Below are 21,790 nucleotides of genomic sequence, written 5' to 3' on the forward strand. Positions count from 1 at the left end.
GACCCGGTCGCCGACCAGCGGCGCGGCGTCCCACAGCGCGTTCACCGCGGTCTCCACCGTGCCGGCCAGCACCGCGCGGGCCGCCGGGAGGTTAGCGGGCGGCGAGGTGGGTGGTTTCGTTTACTGAGCGGACCGCGACGCCGCCGTCGGGCCAGCGGTCCAGCACCGAGATGCCGGCCGCGTCGAGGTAGAGCCGGTGCAGGAAGGCGTCGCTGGCGGCGAGCGCGTCGCGCAGGATCAGCTTGATCGGCGAGACGTGCGAGACCACCACGACGGTCTGACCGGGGTACGCCCCGAGCAGCCGCTCGACCGTCCGTCCGCACCGATCGGCGACCTGTGCGAACGACTCGCCGTCCGGCGGGGCGACCCGGGTGGAGGCGAGCCAGGCGTCGAGCTCGCCGGCCCAGCGCTCGCGTACCTCGGCGAAGGTGCGCCCCTCCCAGGCACCGAAGTCGCACTCGATCAGGTCGTCGTCGCGGCGTACCGGCACGTCGCCGAGCGCGGCGGCGATCGCCTCGGCAGTCGCCGTACACCTGGACAGCGGCGAGCTGATCACGGCCGCGGCGTTCGGGGCGAGCGTGGCCACCCGGGCGGCGGTGGCCCGCACCTGGGCCCGGCCCGCTCCGGTGAGCGCGATGTCGCCGCGGCCGGAGTAGCGGCCCTGCTCGGTGTACTCGGTCTCGCCGTGCCGGACCAGGATCAGCCGGGTCGCGGTGAAGCTCGGTCGCGGTTCCCAGGAGACCGGGGCGGTGGTCAGGTCGGCACCCGGCGCCTCGGCCCGGGCGGCGACCTCCGCCGCCCCTCCGCCGGCCGGCTCCGGGCCACCCAGCCGCCGCGGTGGCTCGACCACGCGCGGCGGCGCGACGGTGGGCGTGGCGACGCCCGACGCGGCGGCGGCGTCCATGGCGGCGTTGGCCAGGGCGTCGGCGTGGGTGTTGCGGTCCCGGGGAATCCACTCGTATCGGACCGCGGCGAACCGGCCGACCAGCTGCGCCGCCTGGGCGGCGAGCGGGCGCAGGCCCGGGTGCTTGATCTGCCAACGGCCGCTCATCTGTTCGACCACGAGTTTGGAGTCCATCCGGACCTCGACCTCGCTGGCGCCCAGCTCGGCGGCGGCGGCCAGGCCGGCGATCAGCCCCTGGTACTCGGCGACGTTGTTGGTCGTGGTGCCGATCGCCTCGCTGCGTTCGGCCAGCACCGCACCGGTCGCCGGGTCGCGGACCACCGCGCCGTACCCGGCCGGACCGGGGTTGCCCCGGGACCCGCCGTCGGCCTCGACCAGGACGGTACGCGGTGCCACCGGGTTACAGCCCGGACTCGTTGGTGCGGACCATGATCCGGCGGCAGTCCTCGCAGCGGACCACCTCGTCGGCGGCGGCCTTGCGGATGCGGGCCAGGTCGGCGCCGGAGAGTTCCAGCCGGCACCCGCCGCAGCGGCCGGCGGCGAGCAGCGCGGCGCCGAGCCCGGTGTCGGTGCGGATCCGGTCGTAGAGCTGCACCAGGTCGGCGGGGAGGTCGTTGGCGAGCGGCTGCCGGGCGGAGCGCTTGAACTCCTCCTCCCGGCCGATCTCGCCAAGGCTGTCGTCCCGCCGCTGCTCGGTGGCGGCCCGCCGCTCGCGCGCCTCGGCCAGTCGCTGCTCCACGCCGTCCAGCACCGACTGGGCGGTCTCCCGCTGCTCCATCAGCTCCAGCTCGGCGTCCTCCAGGTCGCTCTGCCGGCGGTTGAGCGAGACCAGCTCGTGCTGCAACGCCTCCAGCTCGCGGGCCGGGCCGGTGCCGGCCGCGAGCCGGTCCTCGTCCTTGGCCTTGCGCGCCCGCACCTGGTCGACGTCCTTCTCAATCCGGGCGATGTCCCGGTCCAGGTCGTCGACCGCCACCTGGGCCCGGACCCGCTCGTCCTCGAGGGCGGACAGCTCCCGCGCGAGGGCCTCCAGCTCGGCCCGCTCCGGCAACGCGCGTCGGCGGTGGGCGAGCTGGGCGAGGGCGGTGTCGATCGCCTGGAGGTCGAGCAGGCGGCGCTGGACCTGGGGGTCAGCCTTCACGGTCGGGACTCCTTGTCGTCCGCTGCGGGTTCGCCCGCGGCGGGTGAGGCGGCGTGTACGGTCCACGGGTCGGTGTCCAGGTCGGACACCAGCGTCTCGACGCCCGGCGCGGCCCGCAGTACCGCGGCCAGGTCGTCCAGCCAGGGCCGCTCGGTGGCCCAGTGGGTCGCGTCGAGCAGCGCCGGCCCGTCGGTGGCGAGATGCTCGCCGGCCGGGTGGTGGCGCAGGTCGGAGGTGAGGTACGCGTCCACCCCGGCGGCGGTCGCGTCCGCCAGGAAACTGTCCCCGGCACCACCACAGACGGCCAGGGTACGCACGGTCCGGTTCGGGTCGCCAGCGGCGCGTACCCCGACGGCGGTGGCCGGCAGTACGGCGGCGGCGTGCCGGGCCAGTTCGGCCAGGGTCATCGGCTCCGGCAGTCGGCCGATCCGGCCGGCTCCCCGGCCCTCGCCGGCGGCGGGCGTACCCGGTCGGGACGGTTGCAGCGGGCGCAGCTCGACCAGCCCGAGCCGGTCGGCGAGGGCGTCGGAAACCCCGGGAACGGCCACGTCGGCGTTGGTGTGCGCGACGTACAGCGCCACGTCGGCCTTGATCAGTTGGTGGATGATCCGGCCCTTGTACGTCGTCGGTGCCACCGACGAGACGCCACGCAGCAGCAACGGGTGGTGGGCGATGATCATGTCGGCGTCGACGGCGAGGGCTTCCTCGACCGTCTCGGGGACCACGTCGACGACGCAGAGGACCCGGCGTACCGGGGCGAAGGGCTCGCCGAGCACCAGCCCGACCCGGTCCCACTCCTCGGCCCAGGCCGGCGGATAACGCCGCTCCAGCTCGGCCACCACGTCGGCGACGGTCGGCAGGGCTGCGGTTGTGCTCACGGCGGGCCAGCTTACCGGCGTCGGCGGCATTGCGGGACGTCACCTGGCCGACCCCGGGGCGCCACCTGTGCGCCTCCGGCACGAAGCCCGGGCCGCGGCCCCCGCCACGACCCGGGCCGAGGGGTGCCAGCCAACGGAGCTGAGGTGTTCAAAGGGGCCCCTTCTACTACCGGAGGCGTTAACAGGGGGCCCCTCCTTTCACCCGGTCCGGCAGAGCCGGTCGCGGACGGCGGTCAGCGGCAGGGCCCAGGGGAAGGCGTGCTGATACCGCTCCCCCGTCCCGGGCGGGTGCAGCGGAAATATGTCGTCGCCGAAGAGCACGCTCACCCCCCACTCGGCGAGCCGGTCGATGCCCGTCCGGAAGGCCGGATGGGCCGCCATCGCCGAGTTGGTGTACGGCACGGCCACCAGTGGTAATCCCCGGCCCTGCGCCTCGACCAGCAGCCCTAGGGCGAGCGTGTCCGCGATGCCGGCCACCCACTTGTTGACCGTGTTGACCGTGGCCGGGCAGACGATCATGGCGTCGGCGGGTGGCAGCACGTCCGGGTCGCCGGGGTTCTTGTAGTGCGTACGTACCGGGTAGCCGGTCTGGCGGGCCAACGCCGTCCGGTCGACGAACTTCGCGCCGTCCGGCGTGGTGATCACGCAGACATCCCACCCGTCCTGCTGGGCCAGCTCGACGAGCCGGCCGACGTCTCGGGCCAGCGGTGAGCCGCAGGCAATGATGTAGAGCACCTCGCGGTGCCCGTCATGGCGGTGCGAACCGGTCATGCCGGCTCCGAAGTCATACTCCTACTCCCATGTGCTCAGCCAACTCTGCGATCAGAGAAGGCGGCGCACCACGTGTGCGACGCAGGACGTCCGACATCACCTCGTGGGCGATCGGCCGGCAGCGGATCTCGGACGGGGCCAGCCGGTCACCGCGCAGCAGCATCTCGCCGGCGTTGGCCACGTCGCCGATCTGCGCGAAGCCCCGGGCCAGGTCGAGCAGGTGGTGCGCCCGACGCTCGGGCAGCATCGCGTCGAACGGCGCGTCCTGGATCTTCTGGCGATGCACCTCGACCGCCCGACCGCCGTCGCCCAGCTCGACGGCCGCCGCCGCGCGGTGCAGCTCCACGTTGGTCGGCCCGAACGACGTCCAGTAGTGGTTCTGGTCGCTGCCGAGCTCGGCCGCCGCCGCGTGGGCACCGTTGAGAAGGTCCTCCACCGTGGCGGTGTCGCCGATCCGCGCGGCGGCCATCGCGCCCTGCAACAGCAGCATCCCGTAGACCGAGACCCGCTCCGGGCGGGTGTCGTTGCCGCCGCCGGGGGCGAGCCGGTTGGCGATGGCGACGTTCAGCTCCAGCGCCGGCCGGGCCCGCCCCATCGCGACCAGGGCGTTGCAGACCCGGGTGGTGGCGATGCCGGCGAGCAGCTGGTCGTCGGCGCGCTGGGCGACAGCGATGGACCGGTCGGCGGCGAGCCAGGCGAGGTCGCACTCGCCCAACTTGCGCAGCACCGAGGAGGCGATCTGGTAGACCTGCCCGAGCAGTTGGGCGGCTCGCTGCCCCTGGTCACTGCCGCCGTACGCGGCGTCGGCCGCCTGGGCGTCGCGCAGCAGCTTCGGCAGCGCCCGGGTCAGCATCCCGTAGCGGCCGTACTGGTAGGTGAGCCAGGCGTGCGTCACGGCCTTGCCCATGTCGTTCAGCGGCGGCGGGTACGGCGCCGCGTCGAAGTACGCGCTGATCGAGTCGTACCGTTCCAGGGCGGCCCGGATCTCCTCGACCTCGACCTGGTCGATGCAGTTCAGCGTGTCGGTGCGCCGCTCCGGGTCCTTGCCGAGCAGCAGCTGCACGTCCACCTGGAGGATGTCGGCGATCTCGTAGAGCACGGAGAACTTGTCCAACCGGCGCACACCGCGCTCGATTTTGTCGACCCAGCTCTTCGATTTGCCCAACCGGTCGGCGAAGACCTGCTGCGACATCTTCCGCCGCCCCCGCCAGTACGCCACCCGCCGACCTATGGGTAGTTCGTCCATCCCCAGTCCTCCCCTTGCTGGAGCCCTGGCCCAGGTGCCGGGGGCCGATCCGCGGGCGTGCCGATCCGTCCGTATCTCAGGTTTCCGCTGGTCGCACAAGTTGTACGTCAGCCATACGGCCAGTCCTCTTAGCTTTCGTGCAAGTTGCATCGGCCACTTTGTCAAAGCAACGAGCGCGGGCCACGGCAGTGACGGTGCTCGACATACGAGCTGGCGCCGGTCGGGCCGGCGAGGGGAGATGGCACCAATGTGGGGGAACGTCGGACCACGCGTGGCACATCTGTCGCCATTGGAGCGGGTACGGCTGCGCCGGGTCGCGGTGCGGTACGCGATGCACGGCTGGGAGGTGACCCCCGGTGCCTGCCTGGCCCGCAGCCGTTTCGTCTGCGGGCGGGCCGGCTGCCCGACGGTCGGCTGCCATCCGGCTCTCGAGGACTGGGAGCAGGCGGCCAGCGCCGACCCGGCCCGGGTGGCCACCTGGTGGCGGTCGCGTCCGCACGGCGTACTGCTGCCCACCGGCCGTTCCTTCGACGTGCTGGAGGTCCCCGCCCACCTGGGCCGGCCGGTGCTGGACGCGGTACGGGCGCACCCCGCCGGTCCCGGCGTACGCGGCCCGGTGCTGATCACCCCGACCGGGCGCTGGATGTTCCTGGTCCGCCCGGGCGACCCGCTGCGACCCGAACTGGAGCACTGTTTCCACGTGGTGCGGCACGGCCCCGGCTCGTGGGTGCCGGCACCCCCCACCCGACTGCCCGAGGGGCAGGTCCGCTGGGCGGTGGCACCCGAACAGGCCCGGTGGCAGCTACCGGACTCCTACCTGCTGCAGAACACGCTCGTCGACGCGCTGCGCGCGGCCGGGATCACGCTGACCTCGGCGCTGGTCCCCGGCCACCTCCCGCTGCCCCGCCGGGGCCGCTGACCCGCCCGTCCACACCCGCTCGCCCGGGCGCCGGCCGACGAAGCCGCTCCACCGGCCCGATTCGGCCCATTGGCAGTAGGCGGCGGCGAGGTCCCCACCGACCGGGCAGCGACGCGCGACGGCGGGCGCTCGTTGAGCACCACGACGGCGCACCCGCGCCGGGAGCGGGGATCCGATGTCCACGGACGACACCACGCACCACCCGGGCGGAGCCGAGCCGCCCCGGCAGCACCGCCCTGGCCGCCGGTGGGCCGCCACCCGACCGCCGGGCTCCCGGCCCGGACGGCCCCGGCCGCCCGGCTCCCGCCCGGCGACCACGCACCGACCGACGCGCTGGACCTGAGCCACCCGCAGGCGAACGGACCGGGCTACCGGTCAGTTCGGGTACGTACCTCGCGAGCAGGATGTTCGGAAACCCGCTACCCGGACGGGACATTCCCCCCGGCCGGCCACGGCAGGCCCGTTCGTCCACACGGCCAAACATAAGCCCCGCTCAGCCGCCGGGCGGCGTCCGCCGGACGGGTTTCGTGCCGCCGGGGCCAAAGTAGCAACAGCAAGAGCGCGTGAGTCCGCGCCGCAGTGGGTATTCCGCCGCACCGTTGCTGAACGCGTGAGGGGAAGGCACATGCTCAGCAAAGAGGATCAGCGCAGATTTGAGCAGATCACCCGCCACCTGCGGGAGAGCGACCCGGCATTCTTCGCCCGGCTCGACCAGCGGGCCCGGGTCCGGCGCGGCCGGTGGCTGCTGCTGTTGACCATCCTGCTGTGGGCGTCGCTGCCGGCGACCACCGTACTCATCGGGCGGCCAGCCGGCGCGATCTGCGCCGTACTGCTGCTGGCCAACTCGGCGCTCATGTGGCGGTTCCGCCACCGCTGGCTGTGACCGCCCGCCACGCCGGGACTACTAGCGTCCGAGCAGCCGGTACGCGTGGCGCAACCGCTCGGCCAGGCCCGGCCCGCCGATCGCCGGTGCGGGCGCGCCGAGCTGGCGCAACAGCAGATCCGGCCGGCTGGTCAGGCTGGGCGGACGGTCCGGCAGCGGCACGGGCGGTAGCCAGAACCGGTCCACCGCATCGGCCAGCGGCGCGTTGGGCAGGTCGGCGAGCGCCCGCGCCGCCCCGGCCGCCGGGACGGCTGCACCGTGCGGGCCGGCCGGCTGGGCGCCGGGCGCTGCGCCGTCGGCGGCACCGGACGGGTGGCCGGTCGGCGAGCCGGCGCCGGCGCCGGCGCCGCGTGGCTGCGCCGACGAGCCGGCGGAACGCAGCTCGCGTAGCCGGTCGAGCAGCTCGGCCCGGCCTCGCCCGCGCCAGTGCAGCAGCGCGAACGGGTCCGCGTCGAACGCCTCGGCGAGCAGGTAGAAAGTGGCCGCGAGGTGTTTGCAGGGCACTGCGACGTCCGGGCACGAGCAGCGCTGCTTCAGGTCGGTCACCGCGGCGGGGAACAGCGGTGCCCCGGCGGCGGCGAACAGCTCCTCCAGCTCGGCCGGCAGGTCGCCGGCGAGTAGCCGGGCGCTGAAGAACGCCTGGGCGGCCAGCTCCGCCTCGACCCGCGTCCAGAGCTCCGCCGGGAACGGCGCCAGTGCGATGTGGACCTGGTACGGCCGGGCCCGCGAGCCCTGCACGACCGCGCTCACCACGCCGGGGGCGACGTCGAGGCTCACCACCTGGCCGGCGCGGGCGTACGACCGGCCCCGGGTCAACCGGGTGCCGAGCGCGAACGACTCCAGCACCTCCAGGAACCGGCGGGACCACCAGGACACGCCGATCGCGCCGCGGGTGCTGCGGGCCCGTAGCCCACCGTCGACCCGCCGGGGTGGACCGTACTCGGCGAACCTGCCGCGGTCGCCTGCGCCGGTGTCCCGCCCGCCACCCCCGGTGACCGAACGCCCGACCCGCCCGGCACCACCGGCGGCGTCCTGGGCGCTCACTCGGCCACCGCCCCGGCCTCCAGGGTGAACAACTCACGCAGCTGGGCGGTGGACAGCTCGGTGACCCACTGCTCGCCGGTGCCGACGACCGACGCGGCCAGGCCACGCTTGTCGGCGATCAGCGCGGCCACCTTCTCCTCCACCGTGCCGGCGCAGACGAACTTGCGTACCTGCACCCGGCGGCGCTGCCCGATCCGGAATGCCCGGTCGGTGGCCTGGTCCTCCACCGCCGGGTTCCACCACCGGTCGACGTGCACCACGTGGTTGGCGGCGGTGAGGGTCAGCCCGGTCCCGCCGGCCTTGAGGGAGAGGACGAACAGGGCGGGACCGCCGTCGGACTGGAACCGGGCGACCATCTCGTCCCGGCCGGCCTTGTTGACCCCACCGTGCAGGAACAGCACTTCCCGACCGAACCGGGCCGACAGGTGCCCGCGCAGCATCCCGCCGAACTCCGCGTACTGCGTGAAGAGCAGGGCCTTCTCCCCCGCCGCGAGGACCTCGTCGAGGATCTCCTCCAGCCGGGCCAGCTTGCCGGATCGGCCGTCCAGCGAGGAGCCGTCGCGCAGCAGCTGGGCGGGGTGGTTGCAGACCTGCTTGAGCCGGGTCATGGTGGCCAGCACGAGGCCACGCCGCTCGATGCCGTCGCTGGATTCGATGCGCGCCAACATGTCGTCGACGACCACGCGGTAGAGCGCCGCCTGCTCGGCGGTGAGGTTGCAGAACACCTCCATCTCCAGCTTCTCCGGCAGGTCGGAGATGATCGACGAGTCCGTCTTGAGCCGGCGCAGCACGAACGGGCCGGTGATCCGGCGTAACCGTTCGGCGGTCTCGGCGTCGCCGTGCCGTTCGATCGGCTCGGCGAACCGCTTGCGGAAGGTCGCCGCCGGGCCGAGCAGCCCCGGGTTGGCGAACTGCATGATCGACCACAGGTCGGCCAGCCGGTTCTCCACCGGCGTACCGGTCACCGCGATCCGGTGCCGGGCCGGCAGCGCACGGACCGCCTCCGCCTGCCGGGTGGCGGCGTTCTTGATGGCCTGGGCCTCGTCCACCACCACCCGGTGCCAGTCGATCCCGGCCAGGTCGGCCGCGTCGCGGGCAGCCACCGAGTACGTGGTGAGGACCAGGTCCGCCGCGTGTACGGCGGTCACGAACCCTTCGCCCCGCGCCCGCAACGCGCCGTGGTGCACGTGTACGCGCAGCCCCGGGGCGAACCGCGCAGCCTCCCGCTGCCAGTTGCCGACCAGTGACATCGGACAGATCAGCAGGGTCGGCCCGGCCTCCGGCGGGTCGGCCGCCAGCAGCGCCAGCAGCTGCACCGTCTTGCCGAGCCCCATGTCGTCGGCGAGCACCCCACCCAGCCCGAGCGACTGCAGGAACGTCAGCCAGGCCAGCCCCCGCCGCTGGTACGGCCGCAGCGTGCCGTGGAAGGACGGCGGCTCCTCGATCGGCGCGAGCCGGCGCTCCACGGCCCCGGCGAGCAGGTCGCCCAGCGCCCCGTCGGCGGCCACCTCCAGCACCGGCAACGCGTCCGGCTGCTCGGCGTCGGCGAGCCCCAGCCGCAGCAGGTCGGCGACGGTCAGTTCGCCGGTGGAGCGCAGCAGCCGCAGACCGGCGGCGAGCCGCTTCGGGTCCAGCTCGACCCAGCGACCCCGCAGCCGTACCAGCGGGGTCTTCAGCTCCGCCAGGCGGGCCAGCTCGTCCTCGGTCAGCGGCTGGTCGCCCAGGGCCAGTTCCCACCGGTAGTCGACCAGCGCGTCCAGCCCGACCCCGTCACCGGGGCCGGTGACCGTGCCGGGAGCGGTCCGGGAGGTGGCCCGCAGCCGCGCGCCGAGCCGCGACGAGGGCCGCCGCCACCAGGACGGCAGCAGCACGGTGAAGCCCGCCGCGTGCAGCATCGGCGCGCCCTCGCGCAGGAACCGGTGGGCACCGTCGGCGTCCAGGTCCAGCGCTTCCGGCGTGGCGGTACGCAGCGCCGTGTCCAGCTCGGGCCAGAGGCGGCTGGCCCGGCCCAGCTCGGCCAGCATCGTCTCCTGCGGGTTGTCACCGGCGACCGGGAGGCGGGCACCGCGCCACACCTGACCGGCGTCGACGTGCAGGCCCGGCTCGTCGGCCGCGCGGAGCCCGAACTCCAGCCGCCACCGGCCGGCGTCGACGGCCCCGGAATCGGCCGGCACCACCGTCACCGGGCCGGTGACCTCCTCGTCCTGCGGCTCGACCAGCCGGAAGCTGGCCCGCACCGCACCGCCGGCGGCGTCGCGCTGCCAGGCGTCCAGTTCGGACCGGAGGGTGTGCAGCGCCGCCGGCTCGGCGGTGAACTCGCGGCGCGGCCCGGTGAGCGCGCCCAGCCACGGGGTCACCGCACCGTTGCGCCGCACCCCTCGGGCCAGCGAGGTCTCCGGCAGCGCCGCGCGCACGGCCGCGTCGGTGAGCGCGTCGAGCGCGTCGGCGACCAGCGCCCCCGGAGCCTCGACCACGGATCCCGACGGGCTGCCGGTGACCGGCTGTTCCGGGTCGCGGTGCGGCCGACCGGATCGGACCGCCCGCCGAGCGGGGTGGGCGTCAGCGGCCGGCATCCCGGGCAGGTCCGCCTCGATCACCGCGCGGGCGGCCGGCGGCAGGGCCAGGGCCAGCGCCCGGGCCCAGCCGGCGTCGGTGCCGGTGAGCAGCGGGCGCCAGACGGCCCGGGCGAGTGCCATGCCGCCAGCGGCCGGCGCGCCCGGCACGTCCGGAGCGGACCGGCCGCCGCCTGCCCCGACGGCAGCGCCTGCCAAGGCGGACGCATGCGCCCGGCCGGACGCGTGTGCGGGGCCGGACGGGAGGGGCGGGTCGGCGAGGCCGGGCAGGACCCGGCCTCGGGTGGCCAGGTCGACGGCGAAGGAGGCCAGCTCGGCCAGGTGCCGCAGGGTCGCACCGGGTGCGGCGGCCAGGCCGTCGAGGGTACGCAGCAGCGGCAGCGCGGCGTCCGGGGCGTACGCCAGGACGGGGACCCGCCAGCCGGCCAGGGTGACCGGGCCGCGGACCGGCTCCACGACGGTGGTCCGGACCAGCTCGGGCGAGTCCAGCGGTGAGCCGGCCCGGGTCGGCAGGCTGACCAGCACGGTGCCCAGGTCGGCCGGTTCGGCGGCCTCGGCCAGCACGGCGACCAGCGTGGCGTGCTCGGCGGCGAACGGGTGCGGGCGTTCCCGGGGCGCCCGGCCGGGACGGCGCGGGGCGTGCGGCGGCCGGGTGCTGTCCTCGGCCCAGATGGCGACGCCCCGGCCGGGCAGCCACATCCCGTGGACGACCAGCACGCATTCCCCCCTCCACCGAGAGGCCCTGGACGCCCGGGGCCCCGGTCAACACCCGGGTCAGGATAGGTGGCGCCGGACGGCTACCGTCGGCGCCATGTACGACCTGTTGGTGATCGGCGGTCTCGGGGTCGACGTACGGGTACGGGTGCCCGCGTTGCCGCTGCCGGTGGTCGACTCCGTCACCGTCGACCCGATCGAACTGCGGATCGGCAACACCGGCGCCGGTGTGGTGCTCGCCGCCCACGCGCTCGGGTTGCGGGTCGCGGTGGTCGACACGGTGGGCGCGGACCCGGCCGGTGACGTGGTGCGGGCCGCGCTGGGCCGCACCGGGGTGCACGTCGTACTGGCCGAGGACCCGGCCGGCACCCGCCGCTCGGTGAACATGGTCGATCCTGCCGGGCGGCGGATGTCGCTCTACGACCCTCGGCCGTCGGGCGGGCCGCCGCCGTTCGCGGCGACGCGGTTGGCGGAGCTGATCCGGGACACCACCCACGTCCACCTGTCGATCATGGGTTGGGCCCGCGACCTGCTGCCCGCCCTCGGCGACGTGCTCGCCGAGGGGGTGGGAACCTCCACCGACCTGCACGACTGGGACGGGCACAACCCGTACCACCGACCGTTCGCCGAGGTCGCGGAGCTGGTCCTGGTCAGCGGCACCGCGCTGGGCGACCGGGCGGCGGTGGCCGCCACGCTGGCACCGCGCCCGGTGCTGGTGACCCGGGGCGCCGACGGCGCGGACCTGCACCTCGGCGGCGAGGTCAGCCGGGTGCCGGCCGCCGTGCCACCCGGCCCGGTGGTCGACACCAACGGGGCGGGGGACGCCTTCGCGGCCGGCCTGATCGCGGCCCGGCTGCGCGGCGCGACCTGGGCGGAGGCGGCCGGGTACGCGGCCCGGGTGGCCGCGGCGGCCTGCACCCACGACGGCATGGAGTACCCGCCCGACCTGCTCCCCCGGCCCTGACCCCGCCCGACTGCTCGGGTAGTGGGTGCGGGCCTTCCCGCCACCGTGATCCGCTGCGGGGCGACGGCGGTCGGGGCAGGATGGGCGCATGGCATCAACGGTTGAGATCCCGCTGGTGGGCGGCTCGGCCGACGGCGAGCACGTCACCGTCGAGCTGGACCCGCACGGCCGGCCTCCGCTGACCCACCACCACCTGGGGCCGGAGGGCCTGGCCGAGGCGGACATCTACGAGCTGGAGTCGATCGGCACGGACGGCCAGCAGTGGCGCTACTGCTGGCGAGGGCCGGCGGTCTGACCGCAACCGCCGGGGTCAGGCACCGACCTCGACGAGGGAACGGCTGCGCAGGCTCTCCAGCACCGCCCGGGTCACCTGTGAGGTGCCCCGCGCCTCCTCGCAGACCTGCGCCACCCGCTGAGCGGTGGTCTCGGCACGCTGGTCGCGTTCGTCCCACAACTGGTCCACCTCGGCCAACAGCGGGCCCTCCACCTCCCGCTCCACGCCGCGCAGCGCCGGCACCCCCAATCGCTGGGCCAGGTCGAAGACCTTGCCGGCGTACGGCAGGGGCAGGAACGGCGTACCCATCATCGCGGCGAAGATCAGGAAGTGCAGCCGCATGCCGACCGCCAGGTCGAAGTGGCGCATCAACCCGAGCACCTGCTGCGGCGTGTAGGTGCCGTGCAGGATGCGTCCCCGCTCCGCGGCGATCATGTGCGACAGCACGCCGTGTGAGTGCCGGATATCGTCGCGCTCCATCGGCACGAACAGCACGTGCGCGTCGATCCGGTGCACCAGGAAGTCACCGATCTGGGCCAGCAGCCGGTGGTAGCCGTCCACGTCGAGCCGTTCCGCGGCCCGGCCCGGCTCCCGCACGCTCATCCCGACCAGCCGCTTGCCGGCCGGCACGCCCTCCTCGCGCAGCAGTTCCGCGGGGAACTCCTCGGGTTCCAGCAGGAACGCCGGATCGGCGGTGACGGTGATCGGGTTGAGCAGTCCGGCCTCCTCCAACACCATCCGCGACTCCTGGTCGCGTACGGTCACCTGAGCGGCGCCGGCCAGCGTCTCCCGGACCATGCCGGTGTCCACCATCTCGCTGAGCGGCCCGACGCCGACGGCGTAGGTCAGCAGCGGCAGGCCGCGCTCCTGCGCAACCCGGACCACCCGCAGGTAACGGCGCGCCTCCTTGTCGTAGAGGATGCCGCCGCCGCCGAGGATGAGCAGGTCCAGTTGGGAGAGGACGAGGGCGGAGTCGGTGCGGCTGACCCCCTCCCAGGGCACCGCCTCCACGTCCGGGTGAGCCAGCCGGGTGTGCTCCGGGTCGCGCGAGAAGACGATGATCCGGGCGTTCGGCTCCTGCTGCCGCAGGTCGGTCAGCAGGCCGGTGAGGATGGCCTCGTCGCCGAGGTTGCGCCCGCCGTACGAGCCGAGCACGCCGATGGTCAGTCCGGCACGCGTCATCCGTCGCTCCTCCCCAGGTGCGTCCGCCTCGACGTTTTCCCTTTCCCCGTTGCACCACTGAACAGTCATCGCCGTACCGGGGATGGCTCAGCGCCGCTCGGCACTAGGCCCGGGATGCCTCAGGCGCCGGTCGGGCACCCGGCGGTCAGGCGGGACACCAGGGCGGCAACCACCTCGTCGGGGTCGAATCCGGCGTCGATCGAGGTGGTGAGCAGGTCGAGCAGGAGCCCGTCCACGGCGTAGTGCAGCAGGGCCACCTCGAACGCGCCGCCGGGCAGTCCGGCGGCGACGTGGAACGCGACGTCCTCGCGATAGCCCCGGCGCAACGTGTCGCCGAGGATCCGGGCCAGATCGGGGCGGCGGGCCGCCTCCAGACGCAGCTCGATCAGGGCGCGGGTGAGTTCCGGTTGCCGGGTGGTCCGCTCGACGACATATCGGACGTAGTCGGTGAGCAGGGCCGGCGACGGTTCCCGGTCGGCCAGTTCGGCCAGGACCGCGTCGTCGGGGGCGAACCGTTCGAAGATCCGCTCTCCGAGCGCGCCGAGCAGTGCGTCCCGGGAGCGGAAGTAGTTGGAGGCGGTGCCGACGGGCACTCCCGCCTCGGCATCGACGGCCCGGTGGGTGAGCCCTCGGGCACCGTTCGCTGCCAGCACCCGCAACCCGGCGTCCGCCAGGGCCGCCCGCCGCTCGGGGTTCCGCGCCATGAAGAAATCCTAGCAGGAACCACGACAGGTGTTGTAGATTGTCAAACCACAACATCCGTAGTGTTTGGAGTACGGCTTGCGCAAACTCGTGTACTACGTGGCCAGCACCATCGACGGCTTCATCGCCGCCCCCGACGGGTCGGCCGAGTTCTTCGGCCTCGACCCCGAGGTGGCGCGACACCTCGCCACGCACTGGCCGCAGACCTTCCCGACCTTCGCCCACCCGCAGCTCGGCATCGACCGCCCGCAGGGCCGATTCGACGCGGTGGTGATGGGCCGACGCACCTACGACCCCGCGCTGAGGCTCGGCGTCACCAGCCCGTACGCCCACCTGACGCAGTACGTCTTCACCCGCTCGCTGCCCCCGTCGGACGACCCGGCGGTGGAGATCGTCTCCGGCGACCCGGTGACCTTCGTCCGCGACCTCAAGCGACGCGCCGGCGGCGACATCTGGCTCTGCGGCGGCGGCCAACTCGCCGGCCAGCTGCTGGCCGAAGTGGACGAGCTGGTCGTCAAGCTAAACCCGATCGTCGCCGGCAGCGGCATCCCGCTGGTTGCCCGCGCCTTCGACCCGCAGCACCTGACCCTGGTCGACGCCACACCCATCGGCGGCGGGGTGGTCGTGCTGCGCTATACGCGGTAAACGGCTTGCCGACCGGACCGGGGGTCACCGACGGTGGGCGAATGAACGTCGCTGTCCCCCGCCGGCTCGGCTGGGCCGACCTGCCCGAGCCGGTGCGAGCCGCCGTGGAGCGGATCCTCGGTGACCGGGTGGTCGAGGCGGTGCCATGTGGACCTCCGCGCCGGCTACCTGCTCGTCGACGCGACCGGCCGGGTCACCGTGGTCGATTGGCCGTGGGTCGCCCGCGGGCCGGCCTGGCTGGACACCGCGATGCTGCTGCTGGACGTATGCCTGCACGGCGGGCACGACACCGAGGCCCTGCTGCGTCGGCTGCCGCTCACCGCAGATGCCGACCCGGACGCGTTGACCGGCCTCTACGCCGGCCTGGCCGGCTTCTTCACCGACCGCGCCCGCCGGCCCCCGCCGCCCGGCATCCCCACCCTCCGGGCGTTCCAACGGGCCCAGGCCGACGCGCTGCTCGGGTGGCTGGCCGAGCGACTGGGACGCTGACCCGCTCAACTCCCCGCGGTGCACCGCACCCGGGACGCGCCCCGCGCCGCCCACAGCGCGGGCCGGGCCGGTTCAGCGGGTGGGGGTAGCGGGCAGGGTGTGGGTGAGGAAGGGCAGCACCGCCGACGGCAGGGCCGGCGAGTCGACGATGTCGTAGTGGGTGAGGCCGGGCAGCACGGCCAGCCGGGCGTCCGGCCGGTCGGTGCCGTCCCAGCCCGCATCCCGGTGCCCGCCGCCGAGCAGGCCGAAGAACTCCACCATGTGCCCGGGGCGGATCGAATCCGCGTCGGCGAAGGCCAGCAGGGTAGGTGTGGTCAGCGCGGCGACCTCTGGCGACCAGTCGTACTCGCGGCGCAGCAGCTCGCCGGTCTTGGCCCAGAGCCGCGGCCAGTCCTGCGGGCGCGGCGCGACCTCCTGGTAGAGCTGGTGAGGCGGGGTGCCCCGCATCCGCTCGCCGGCCGCCTCGTCGGGCTCGGGCATTCCGGCGAGCACCTCGGGAAACCAGCCCTGGCGCCGGCACGGTGCGGAGACGACCACCAGCCGGCGGAGCAGTTCCCGGTGCTGGATCGCCAGCCGCAGGGCCACCCCACCGCCGAGGGAGAAGCCCAGCACGTCGGCCTCGGCCAGACCGAGGTGGACGATCAGCGCGGCCACGTCGTCGGCCATCGACTCGTACCGCAACGGCCGGTCGACGTCGGCGGTACGCCCGTGGCCCTGCAGGTCGACGCTGATCACCCGGCGCCGCGGCGCCAGCGCTGGCCGGATCGCGGCGAACTGCTCCACCGCGCCGAACCCGCCGTGCAGCAGCACCAGCGGGCGGCCGTCGCCGTGCTCCTCGTACCACAGGCGCAGCCCGTTGACCTCCGCGTAGCTCATGCCCCCATCCAAGCGGAGCCGTACGACGTCGACGGCGGATGTGGCGCCATGCAGCCAGTGACGCATCAGTGACGGATCAGTGGTGGACGACGCCAGGATGTCACCCGACCCCCTGGGGTGCCCCGCGTTCTCCGGGCCTCCCACCAGGCCGACCAGGAAGGAACCATCCCGCATGCGTTTGTCCAAGATTGCCGCGGCTGCCGTGATGCTGACCGCTGCCGCCGTCCTGCCGGTCGTCACCGCGAGCCCGGCGGCGGCGGCCACGCCCCAGTGCGTGCTCTCTCTGTACCACCAGAACAACTACGTGCCGGGCAACACCAACCTGTCACCCAACTGCGTGATGGGCGTCGGTGCCGTGGGCAACCACGTCAGCACCCTGCAGAGCAGCCTGAACAACTGCTACCGCAAGGGTCTCGCAGTGGACCGGGAGTTCGGTCCGAAGACCCGCGACGCGCTCAAGCAGGTGCAGTCCAGCCTCGGTATCCCGGCTGACGGGGTGTACGGCCCGCAGACCGCCCGCGCGATGCAGCACACCATTGTCGCCGGTGGCGGCGCCTGCGACCGCATCACGTTCTAGCCGCGCTCGGTGGCCCGCGCGCCCGGCTGGCACGCCGGGCCGCAGGCCGCTGCGCGGGATAGGTGGTGGGCGCGGCAGGTTTCGAACCTGCGACCCCCCGCTTGTAAGGCGGGTGCTCTCCCACTGAGCTACGCGCCCGGAAACGCCGTGCGGCGGACCGGCGGTTGGCAAGCTTACCCTGCCGCCCACCGGCCCGGCCGGACGGTCACACCGGTTGGGACCGGATCAGGCCGTGGCCTCCGCCAGGGCCTTGCGCCAGCCCTGCTGGTCGCGGGGCTCGCCCGGCATGTTCATCTCGGCGAAGCGGACCACACCGGTCTTGTCGATGACGAAGGTGCCCCGGTTGGCGATGCCGGCGACGTCGTTGAAGACCTCGTACGCCTGGGCGACGGCACCGTGCGGCCAGAAGTCGGCCAGCAGCGGGAACTGGTAGCCCTCCCGGTCCGCCCAGATCTTGTGCGCGTAGACCGAGTCGACGCTCACGGTCAGCACCTGGACGTCGTCGTTGACGTACTCGTTGAGGTTGTCCCGCACCTCACACAGCTCGCCCTGGCACACGCCGGTGAAGGCCAGCGGGTAGAAGACCAGCAGGACGGTACGCCGGCCGCGGAAGTCGGAGAGCCGGACCTCCTGGTTGTTCTGGTCCTTCAGCACGAAGTCGGGCGCCTCGGCGCCAACCTCGATCGGCATGCGAACTCCTTGGGTCGAGTCGGGATGGCCTCAGCCTGTCACACCAGGCGGGCGGGGTTATTTCCTGCCCTTGGCGCCGCGGCGCAGCACGAGACGGGCACCGCTCCAGTCCTTGCCGGCGTTCACCGTCGAGGTCTGCTGGAGGCCGGCGGTGGGCGCGGACTCGGCGATCTCGCTCGGTTCGACGTGTCCCTCGCGGCCGGCCTTGGGCGTCAGCAGCCACACGACCCCGTTGTCGGCCAGCGGGCCGAGGGCGTCGACGAGCAGCTCGAAGAGATCACCGTCGCCGTCCCGGTACCACACCAGCACCGCGTCGACCACCTCGTCGGTGTCCTCGTCGACCAGCTCTCCACAACGGTCGGTCAGGGCGTCTCGGAGATCCTGGTCGACGTCGTCGTCGTAGCCCATCTCCATGACGACCATCCCCGGCTCGATGCCGAACCGGTCCGCCAGACTGCGTACCCCGTCGGCAGCCTGACCAGCGGTCGCGCTCACTGTCGCGTGCCTCCTCATCTCAATCCGAGCTCGCGGCGTCTGCTCGACGCCGTCAGGCAAAGTCCACACAGTTGTTCCGCCCTGCGCAAGTGGCGCACCGGGTGGAACGAAATTTACCGTGCCAGCAGCGTACGGGCACCCTGGGTGATGGCCTCCTCGGACACCAGCACCTGCCGGGCAGCCGGACCTAATGGTACAAAAGAGTCAACTCCGGCCACTCGTCGCGCCGCGCCGACATATCCGGCGTCCACCAGCGCCGCGATCACCCCTTCGCCCACTCCGCCGGACCGGCGCGTCTCGTCCACCACCAGCACCCGGCCGGTCGCGGTCGCCTCCCGGATGAGATCGGCCACCGGTAGCGGCGCGAGCCAGCGCAGGTCCACCACCCGGGTGCCAATGCCCTCGTCGGCCATCCTCGACGCGGCCCGCAGCGACATCCGTACCCCGTTACCGAAGGTGATTATGGTGACGTCCTCGGCCGAGCCGACGCCGTACACCCGGGCTCGGCCGACCGGCACGTGCCCGCCGGCCCAGGCCCCCGGCTCCGAATAGGGGGCCAACCACTCGCCGTCGCCGTCGGCGTAGAGGTCGCGGGTGTGGTAGAGCGCGATCGGCTCCAGGAACACACAGACGCTGCCGTCCACCGCGGCGCTCGCCAGGCAGGTCCGCAGCATCGCCGCCGCGTCGTCCGGCCGGGCCGGTACGGCGATCACCAGGCCGGGCACGTCCCGCAGGACGGCCACCGAGTTGTCGTTGTGGAAGTGCCCGCCGAAGCCCTCCTGGTACGCCAGCCCCGCCACCCGCACCACCATCGGGTTGCGCAGCGCGCCCTGGGAGAAGAACCCCATGGTCGCCGCCTCGCCGCGCAACTGGTCCTCGGCGTTGTGCAGGTACGCCAGGTATTGGATCTCCGGCACCGGCAGCATCCCGGCCAGCCCCGCGCCGAGGCCGAGACCGAGGATCGAGGTCTCGTCGAGCAGGGTGTCGAACACCCGCGCCGCACCGAACCGGTCGCGCAACCCCTTGGTCACCCCGTACACCCCGCCCTTGGCGGCGACGTCCTCGCCGAAGACGGCCATCTGCGGGTGGTCGAGCAGTCCGTCGGTGAGCGCCGCGTTGATGCTCTGCGCGAGCGTGAGCGGGCCGGCCAGCTCGGGCGGCTTGCCGCCGAACACCTCCGCCCGCGCTCCCGCCCGCGGCCCGGCCGCCCGGGTACCCGCGTCGGCCACCGCCCGGGCCACCCGCAACGGCCGGCGGGGGGCCAGCGGGGCGATCACCTCGGCGGGGCTGGTCAGCTTCGGCTCGTCGAGCACCTGCTCGGCGATCCGGCGGACCTGCCAGCCGACCTCGTCGTACCGGCCCAGCAGCTCCGCGCCGCTGGCCAGGCCCGCCTCGACCAGCCGGCGTGCGGTGGCGACCACCGGATCCGCGGCCACGTCGGTGGCGATCTCCCCGGGAGTGCGGTACGCGCTCTCGGCGTCTGCGCCGGCGTGACCCATCAGCCGGACCGTGGTCAGGTGCAGTACCGCTGGACGCCGGTGCCGGCGCACCCAGGCCGCCGCCTCGGCCGCCACCGCGTACGCCCCGACCACGTCGGCGCCGTCGGCGGCGAAGTACCGGATGCCCGGCTTCGACCGCAGGGCGGTCGCCACCCAGCCCTGCGGCGAGCGGACGCTGATGCCCAGGCCGTTGTCCTCGCACACGAACAGCACCGGAATGCGCAGGCCGGTGTGGTCGTACCAGCCGGCGGTGTTGAACGCGGCGGCGGCGCTGGCGTGGTTGATCGAGGCGTCCCCGAACGAGCAGACCACGATCGCGTCCGACGCCCAGGGTGCCGGCGTCGCCGGGTCACCGGGCCCTGCCGCCCCGCGCCGGGCGTCGAGCCGGCGCAGCCGTTCCACCGCGAGGGCCATCCCGACCGCCCGGGGCAGGTGCGAGGCGATGGTGGACGTGGTCGGCACCACGGCGAGATCGGCCCGGCCGAAAACCTTGTGCCGGCCACCGGCGATCGGCTCCCGGCTGGAGGCCACCATCCCGCGAAGCACGTCCCGCGCCGCCTCGGTGTACGCCCGCGCCACCGGCCGCCGCACCGATGTCATCGACACAGCGGTGTCGACCTCGTCCTCCCCGGCCGCCACCGGCCCGCTGGCGGTCGACGCGGTCCCGGTCGGCGGCTCGGGATCCGCCGACGGCACGGTCGCGGCCGGCTCGTCCTCCAGGTTCGGATCGGCCGCCGCCTCGCCGTCCGGTGCGGTCGCGGCGGGGCCGTCGATACTGCCGGCCACCTCGCGTTCCCCGGGGTCGGCACCGGCGCTGGTCTCCACGCCGGCAACCGCCTCCTGACCGGCGGCGGCATCCTGACCGGCGACATCCCCGCCGCTGGCGGTTGCCGGGTCGGCGGCCTGGGCGGCGCGGACGCAGTAGAACGCGCCGGAGCGGTAGTGCAGCAGCGCCGGATCGTCGGGCCGCAGGGCGGCCGCGACCGCGGCGTTGCCCTCATGGCCGGCCGAGCCGATGGTGTAGTAGCCCTCGCCGAAGCTGCGCAGCCAGCGTCCGGCGAGATCGAGCTGACGGCTGGTGACCTGGGCGTCGAAGAGGTCCAACAGCTGAGCGCCGGTCAGTGCCGCACCGTCGGCCAGCGGCTGCGCCGGGTCACCGCGATGCTGCGGCGCGGCGAGCGCGGCCAGGGACTCCCGGAAACGGTCGTCGAGATCCTGCGGGGTGGTCACGTCCGACAGCATTACCGACCAACGCACCCCTCAACCACATGAGAAACGCCCACCCCCGAGGCGGCGCCGGTTGATCAAGAGCGGGATCGGGGGGTTACTGGGGGACGCAGGGTTCTGGGTAGCCGGCGTCGGAGACCTTCCAGACCAGCTCCCGGAGGGTGGTCAGCTCCTCGATGGTCAGCCCGGCCAGGAGTCGGGAGTCGGACAGTACGCGGTGCACCTGCTCGCGCATCCGCCGGCCGGCCTCGGTCACCAGCAGCGTCTTCTGCCGCCGGTCGGCCGGGTCGACCCGGCGCTCGACCAGCCCGGCCTGCTCCAGCTTGTCGACCAGGGCGGTGACGTTGGACCGGTCGCACCGCAGCTGGCCGGCCAGCTCGCGGGCGGGCAGCGGGCGATCCGGGTCGAGCTGGAAGAGGGCGCGAGCGACCGCCGGGGTCAGCCCCAGCGCGGCGATGTCGAGATCCTGTTGGTGCCGCAGCGCGGCGGCGACGTGCATCAGGCGGCGCACCGTTTCGCCGGCCAGCCCGGCGCGGTCGCCCGGCTCGGGGCCGGTGCGGGGGACGGTGAGCTGCGCCATGGCTCGCATCCTACTGACGACCGACCAGTCGATCATTCCTGCGATCGGGCTGCTCAGGCGGCACCTCAGCCCGGGCCGGAAGGAGAATCAGCCGGGCAGGAAGGAGAACCGGACCTGCCGGCTGCTGTTGTCACCGTTGGTGTCGACCAGGCAGACCGCCTGCCAGGTGCCCAGGGCCAGGCGACCGCCCAGCACCGGCAGGGTCGCGTACGGGGCGACGAAGGCGGGCAGCACGTGGTCGCGTCCGTGCCCCGGCGAGCCGTGCCGGTGCCGCCACCGGTCGTCGGCGGGCAGCAGGTCGTCCAGCGCGGTGAGCAGGTCGTCGTCCGAGCCGGAACCGGTCTCGATGATGGCCACCCCGGCGGTGGCGTGCGGCACGAACACGTGCAGCAGCCCGTCACCCTGGCCGGAGACGAACTGCTCGGCCTCCGTGGTGATGTCCCGGACGGTCGGCCGGGAACCGGTCCGGACGGTGATCACCTCACTGCGCATACGTGGCATTGTGCCGCTCCGCGCCGCC

The 21,790-nt window shown here is 73.8% G+C and carries 22 protein-coding genes and 1 tRNA gene; 7 read left to right on the forward strand and 16 right to left on the reverse strand.

The features are described from left to right. Positions 1-91: 91 nt before the first annotated feature. From AB0M52_RS00560 to AB0M52_RS00580, 5 genes are all read right to left on the reverse strand, one after another. Positions 92-1,300, reverse strand: coding sequence for a bifunctional RNase H/acid phosphatase (locus AB0M52_RS00560; protein WP_363946851.1), 1,209 nt, complete (start codon positions 1,298-1,300; stop codon positions 92-94). A gap of 4 nt (positions 1,301-1,304) precedes the next feature. Continuing rightward, positions 1,305-2,042, reverse strand: a complete 738-nt coding sequence (locus AB0M52_RS00565; protein ID WP_363946854.1) for a C4-type zinc ribbon domain-containing protein — start codon at positions 2,040-2,042, stop codon at positions 1,305-1,307. Next, positions 2,039-2,884, reverse strand: coding sequence for a Nif3-like dinuclear metal center hexameric protein (locus tag AB0M52_RS00570; protein ID WP_363946968.1), 846 nt, complete (start codon positions 2,882-2,884; stop codon positions 2,039-2,041). Before AB0M52_RS00570 ends, AB0M52_RS00565 begins: the two co-directional genes overlap by 4 nt. A gap of 234 nt (positions 2,885-3,118) precedes the next feature. Further along, positions 3,119-3,691: a flavoprotein gene (locus AB0M52_RS00575; protein WP_363946857.1), complete on the reverse strand. Its 573-nt coding sequence runs from the start codon at positions 3,689-3,691 to the stop codon at positions 3,119-3,121. Between the two features lie 13 nt (positions 3,692-3,704). Beyond that, positions 3,705-4,937 (reverse strand): helix-turn-helix domain-containing protein, encoded by a 1,233-nt coding sequence (locus tag AB0M52_RS00580; RefSeq protein WP_363946860.1) that lies wholly within the window; start codon positions 4,935-4,937, stop codon positions 3,705-3,707. A 247-nt stretch (positions 4,938-5,184) separates the two neighbouring features. On the opposite strand from AB0M52_RS00580, the gene AB0M52_RS00585 reads away from it, so the two are divergent. Together AB0M52_RS00585 and AB0M52_RS00590 are read left to right on the forward strand one after the other, a co-directional pair. Next, complete coding sequence (locus AB0M52_RS00585; RefSeq protein ID WP_363946863.1) at positions 5,185-5,856, forward strand: bifunctional DNA primase/polymerase; 672 nt, start codon at positions 5,185-5,187, stop codon at positions 5,854-5,856. A 625-nt stretch (positions 5,857-6,481) separates the two neighbouring features. Then, on the forward strand, positions 6,482-6,739 hold the full coding sequence (locus AB0M52_RS00590) for a DUF3040 domain-containing protein (RefSeq protein ID WP_363946866.1): 258 nt from the start codon (positions 6,482-6,484) through the stop codon (positions 6,737-6,739). A gap of 21 nt (positions 6,740-6,760) precedes the next feature. Here the strand turns inward: AB0M52_RS00590 and AB0M52_RS00595 are convergent, their stop codons facing one another. Continuing rightward, entirely contained in the window at positions 6,761-7,783 is a 1,023-nt protein-coding gene (locus AB0M52_RS00595; RefSeq protein WP_363946869.1) for an SWIM zinc finger family protein, read from the reverse strand. Beyond that, positions 7,780-11,073, reverse strand: coding sequence for an SNF2-related protein (locus AB0M52_RS00600; protein WP_363946872.1), 3,294 nt, complete (start codon positions 11,071-11,073; stop codon positions 7,780-7,782). Before AB0M52_RS00600 ends, AB0M52_RS00595 begins: the two co-directional genes overlap by 4 nt. Positions 11,074-11,167: 94 nt before the next feature. Here AB0M52_RS00600 and AB0M52_RS00605 point away from each other — a divergent pair, with 94 nt between their 5' ends. Next, the gene (locus tag AB0M52_RS00605) at positions 11,168-12,034 is read left to right on the forward strand and encodes a PfkB family carbohydrate kinase (RefSeq protein ID WP_363946875.1); all 867 of its coding nucleotides are present in this window, start codon (positions 11,168-11,170) and stop codon (positions 12,032-12,034) included. A gap of 88 nt (positions 12,035-12,122) precedes the next feature. Continuing rightward, positions 12,123-12,329, forward strand: coding sequence for a hypothetical protein (locus tag AB0M52_RS00610; protein ID WP_111218775.1), 207 nt, complete (start codon positions 12,123-12,125; stop codon positions 12,327-12,329). 15 nt (positions 12,330-12,344) lie between these two features. Here the strand turns inward: AB0M52_RS00610 and AB0M52_RS00615 are convergent, their stop codons facing one another. Both AB0M52_RS00615 and AB0M52_RS00620 read right to left on the reverse strand, forming a co-directional pair. After that, complete coding sequence (locus AB0M52_RS00615; RefSeq protein WP_363946878.1) at positions 12,345-13,490, reverse strand: polysaccharide pyruvyl transferase family protein; 1,146 nt, start codon at positions 13,488-13,490, stop codon at positions 12,345-12,347. A gap of 119 nt (positions 13,491-13,609) precedes the next feature. Further along, a complete protein-coding gene (locus AB0M52_RS00620) occupies positions 13,610-14,194 on the reverse strand; it encodes a TetR family transcriptional regulator (RefSeq protein ID WP_363946881.1) in 585 nt (194 codons plus the stop codon). A 76-nt stretch (positions 14,195-14,270) separates the two neighbouring features. Between AB0M52_RS00620 and AB0M52_RS00625 the strand changes: the two genes are divergently transcribed. Together AB0M52_RS00625 and AB0M52_RS00630 are read left to right on the forward strand one after the other, a co-directional pair. Beyond that, positions 14,271-14,837 (forward strand): dihydrofolate reductase family protein, encoded by a 567-nt coding sequence (locus tag AB0M52_RS00625; RefSeq protein WP_363946884.1) that lies wholly within the window; start codon positions 14,271-14,273, stop codon positions 14,835-14,837. 147 nt (positions 14,838-14,984) lie between these two features. After that, complete coding sequence (locus tag AB0M52_RS00630; protein ID WP_363946887.1) at positions 14,985-15,326, forward strand: hypothetical protein; 342 nt, start codon at positions 14,985-14,987, stop codon at positions 15,324-15,326. A 72-nt stretch (positions 15,327-15,398) separates the two neighbouring features. Here the strand turns inward: AB0M52_RS00630 and AB0M52_RS00635 are convergent, their stop codons facing one another. Further along, positions 15,399-16,202: an alpha/beta hydrolase gene (locus AB0M52_RS00635; protein WP_363946890.1), complete on the reverse strand. Its 804-nt coding sequence runs from the start codon at positions 16,200-16,202 to the stop codon at positions 15,399-15,401. 172 nt (positions 16,203-16,374) lie between these two features. On the opposite strand from AB0M52_RS00635, the gene AB0M52_RS00640 reads away from it, so the two are divergent. Continuing rightward, positions 16,375-16,779 (forward strand): peptidoglycan-binding domain-containing protein, encoded by a 405-nt coding sequence (locus AB0M52_RS00640; RefSeq protein WP_363946893.1) that lies wholly within the window; start codon positions 16,375-16,377, stop codon positions 16,777-16,779. A gap of 63 nt (positions 16,780-16,842) precedes the next feature. Here AB0M52_RS00640 and AB0M52_RS00645 read toward each other — a convergent pair. The 6 genes from AB0M52_RS00645 to AB0M52_RS00670 form a co-directional block, all read right to left on the reverse strand. Beyond that, positions 16,843-16,917, reverse strand: a tRNA-Val gene (locus AB0M52_RS00645). An 87-nt stretch (positions 16,918-17,004) separates the two neighbouring features. Then, positions 17,005-17,469, reverse strand: a complete 465-nt coding sequence (locus tag AB0M52_RS00650; RefSeq protein WP_363946895.1) for a peroxiredoxin — start codon at positions 17,467-17,469, stop codon at positions 17,005-17,007. A 57-nt stretch (positions 17,470-17,526) separates the two neighbouring features. Next, positions 17,527-17,964, reverse strand: coding sequence for a DUF3052 domain-containing protein (locus AB0M52_RS00655; protein WP_204038375.1), 438 nt, complete (start codon positions 17,962-17,964; stop codon positions 17,527-17,529). A gap of 113 nt (positions 17,965-18,077) precedes the next feature. Continuing rightward, complete coding sequence (locus AB0M52_RS00660) at positions 18,078-20,705, reverse strand: thiamine pyrophosphate-dependent enzyme (protein ID WP_363946971.1); 2,628 nt, start codon at positions 20,703-20,705, stop codon at positions 18,078-18,080. An 82-nt stretch (positions 20,706-20,787) separates the two neighbouring features. After that, on the reverse strand, positions 20,788-21,270 hold the full coding sequence (locus AB0M52_RS00665; protein ID WP_363946898.1) for a MarR family transcriptional regulator: 483 nt from the start codon (positions 21,268-21,270) through the stop codon (positions 20,788-20,790). An 87-nt stretch (positions 21,271-21,357) separates the two neighbouring features. Next, the gene (locus AB0M52_RS00670; RefSeq protein WP_363946900.1) at positions 21,358-21,762 is read right to left on the reverse strand and encodes a YjbQ family protein; all 405 of its coding nucleotides are present in this window, start codon (positions 21,760-21,762) and stop codon (positions 21,358-21,360) included. Positions 21,763-21,790 lie beyond the last annotated feature (28 nt).

The organism is Micromonospora sp. NPDC051296 (assembly GCF_040682255.1).
Lineage (GTDB): Bacteria > Actinomycetota > Actinomycetes > Mycobacteriales > Micromonosporaceae > Micromonospora > Micromonospora craterilacus.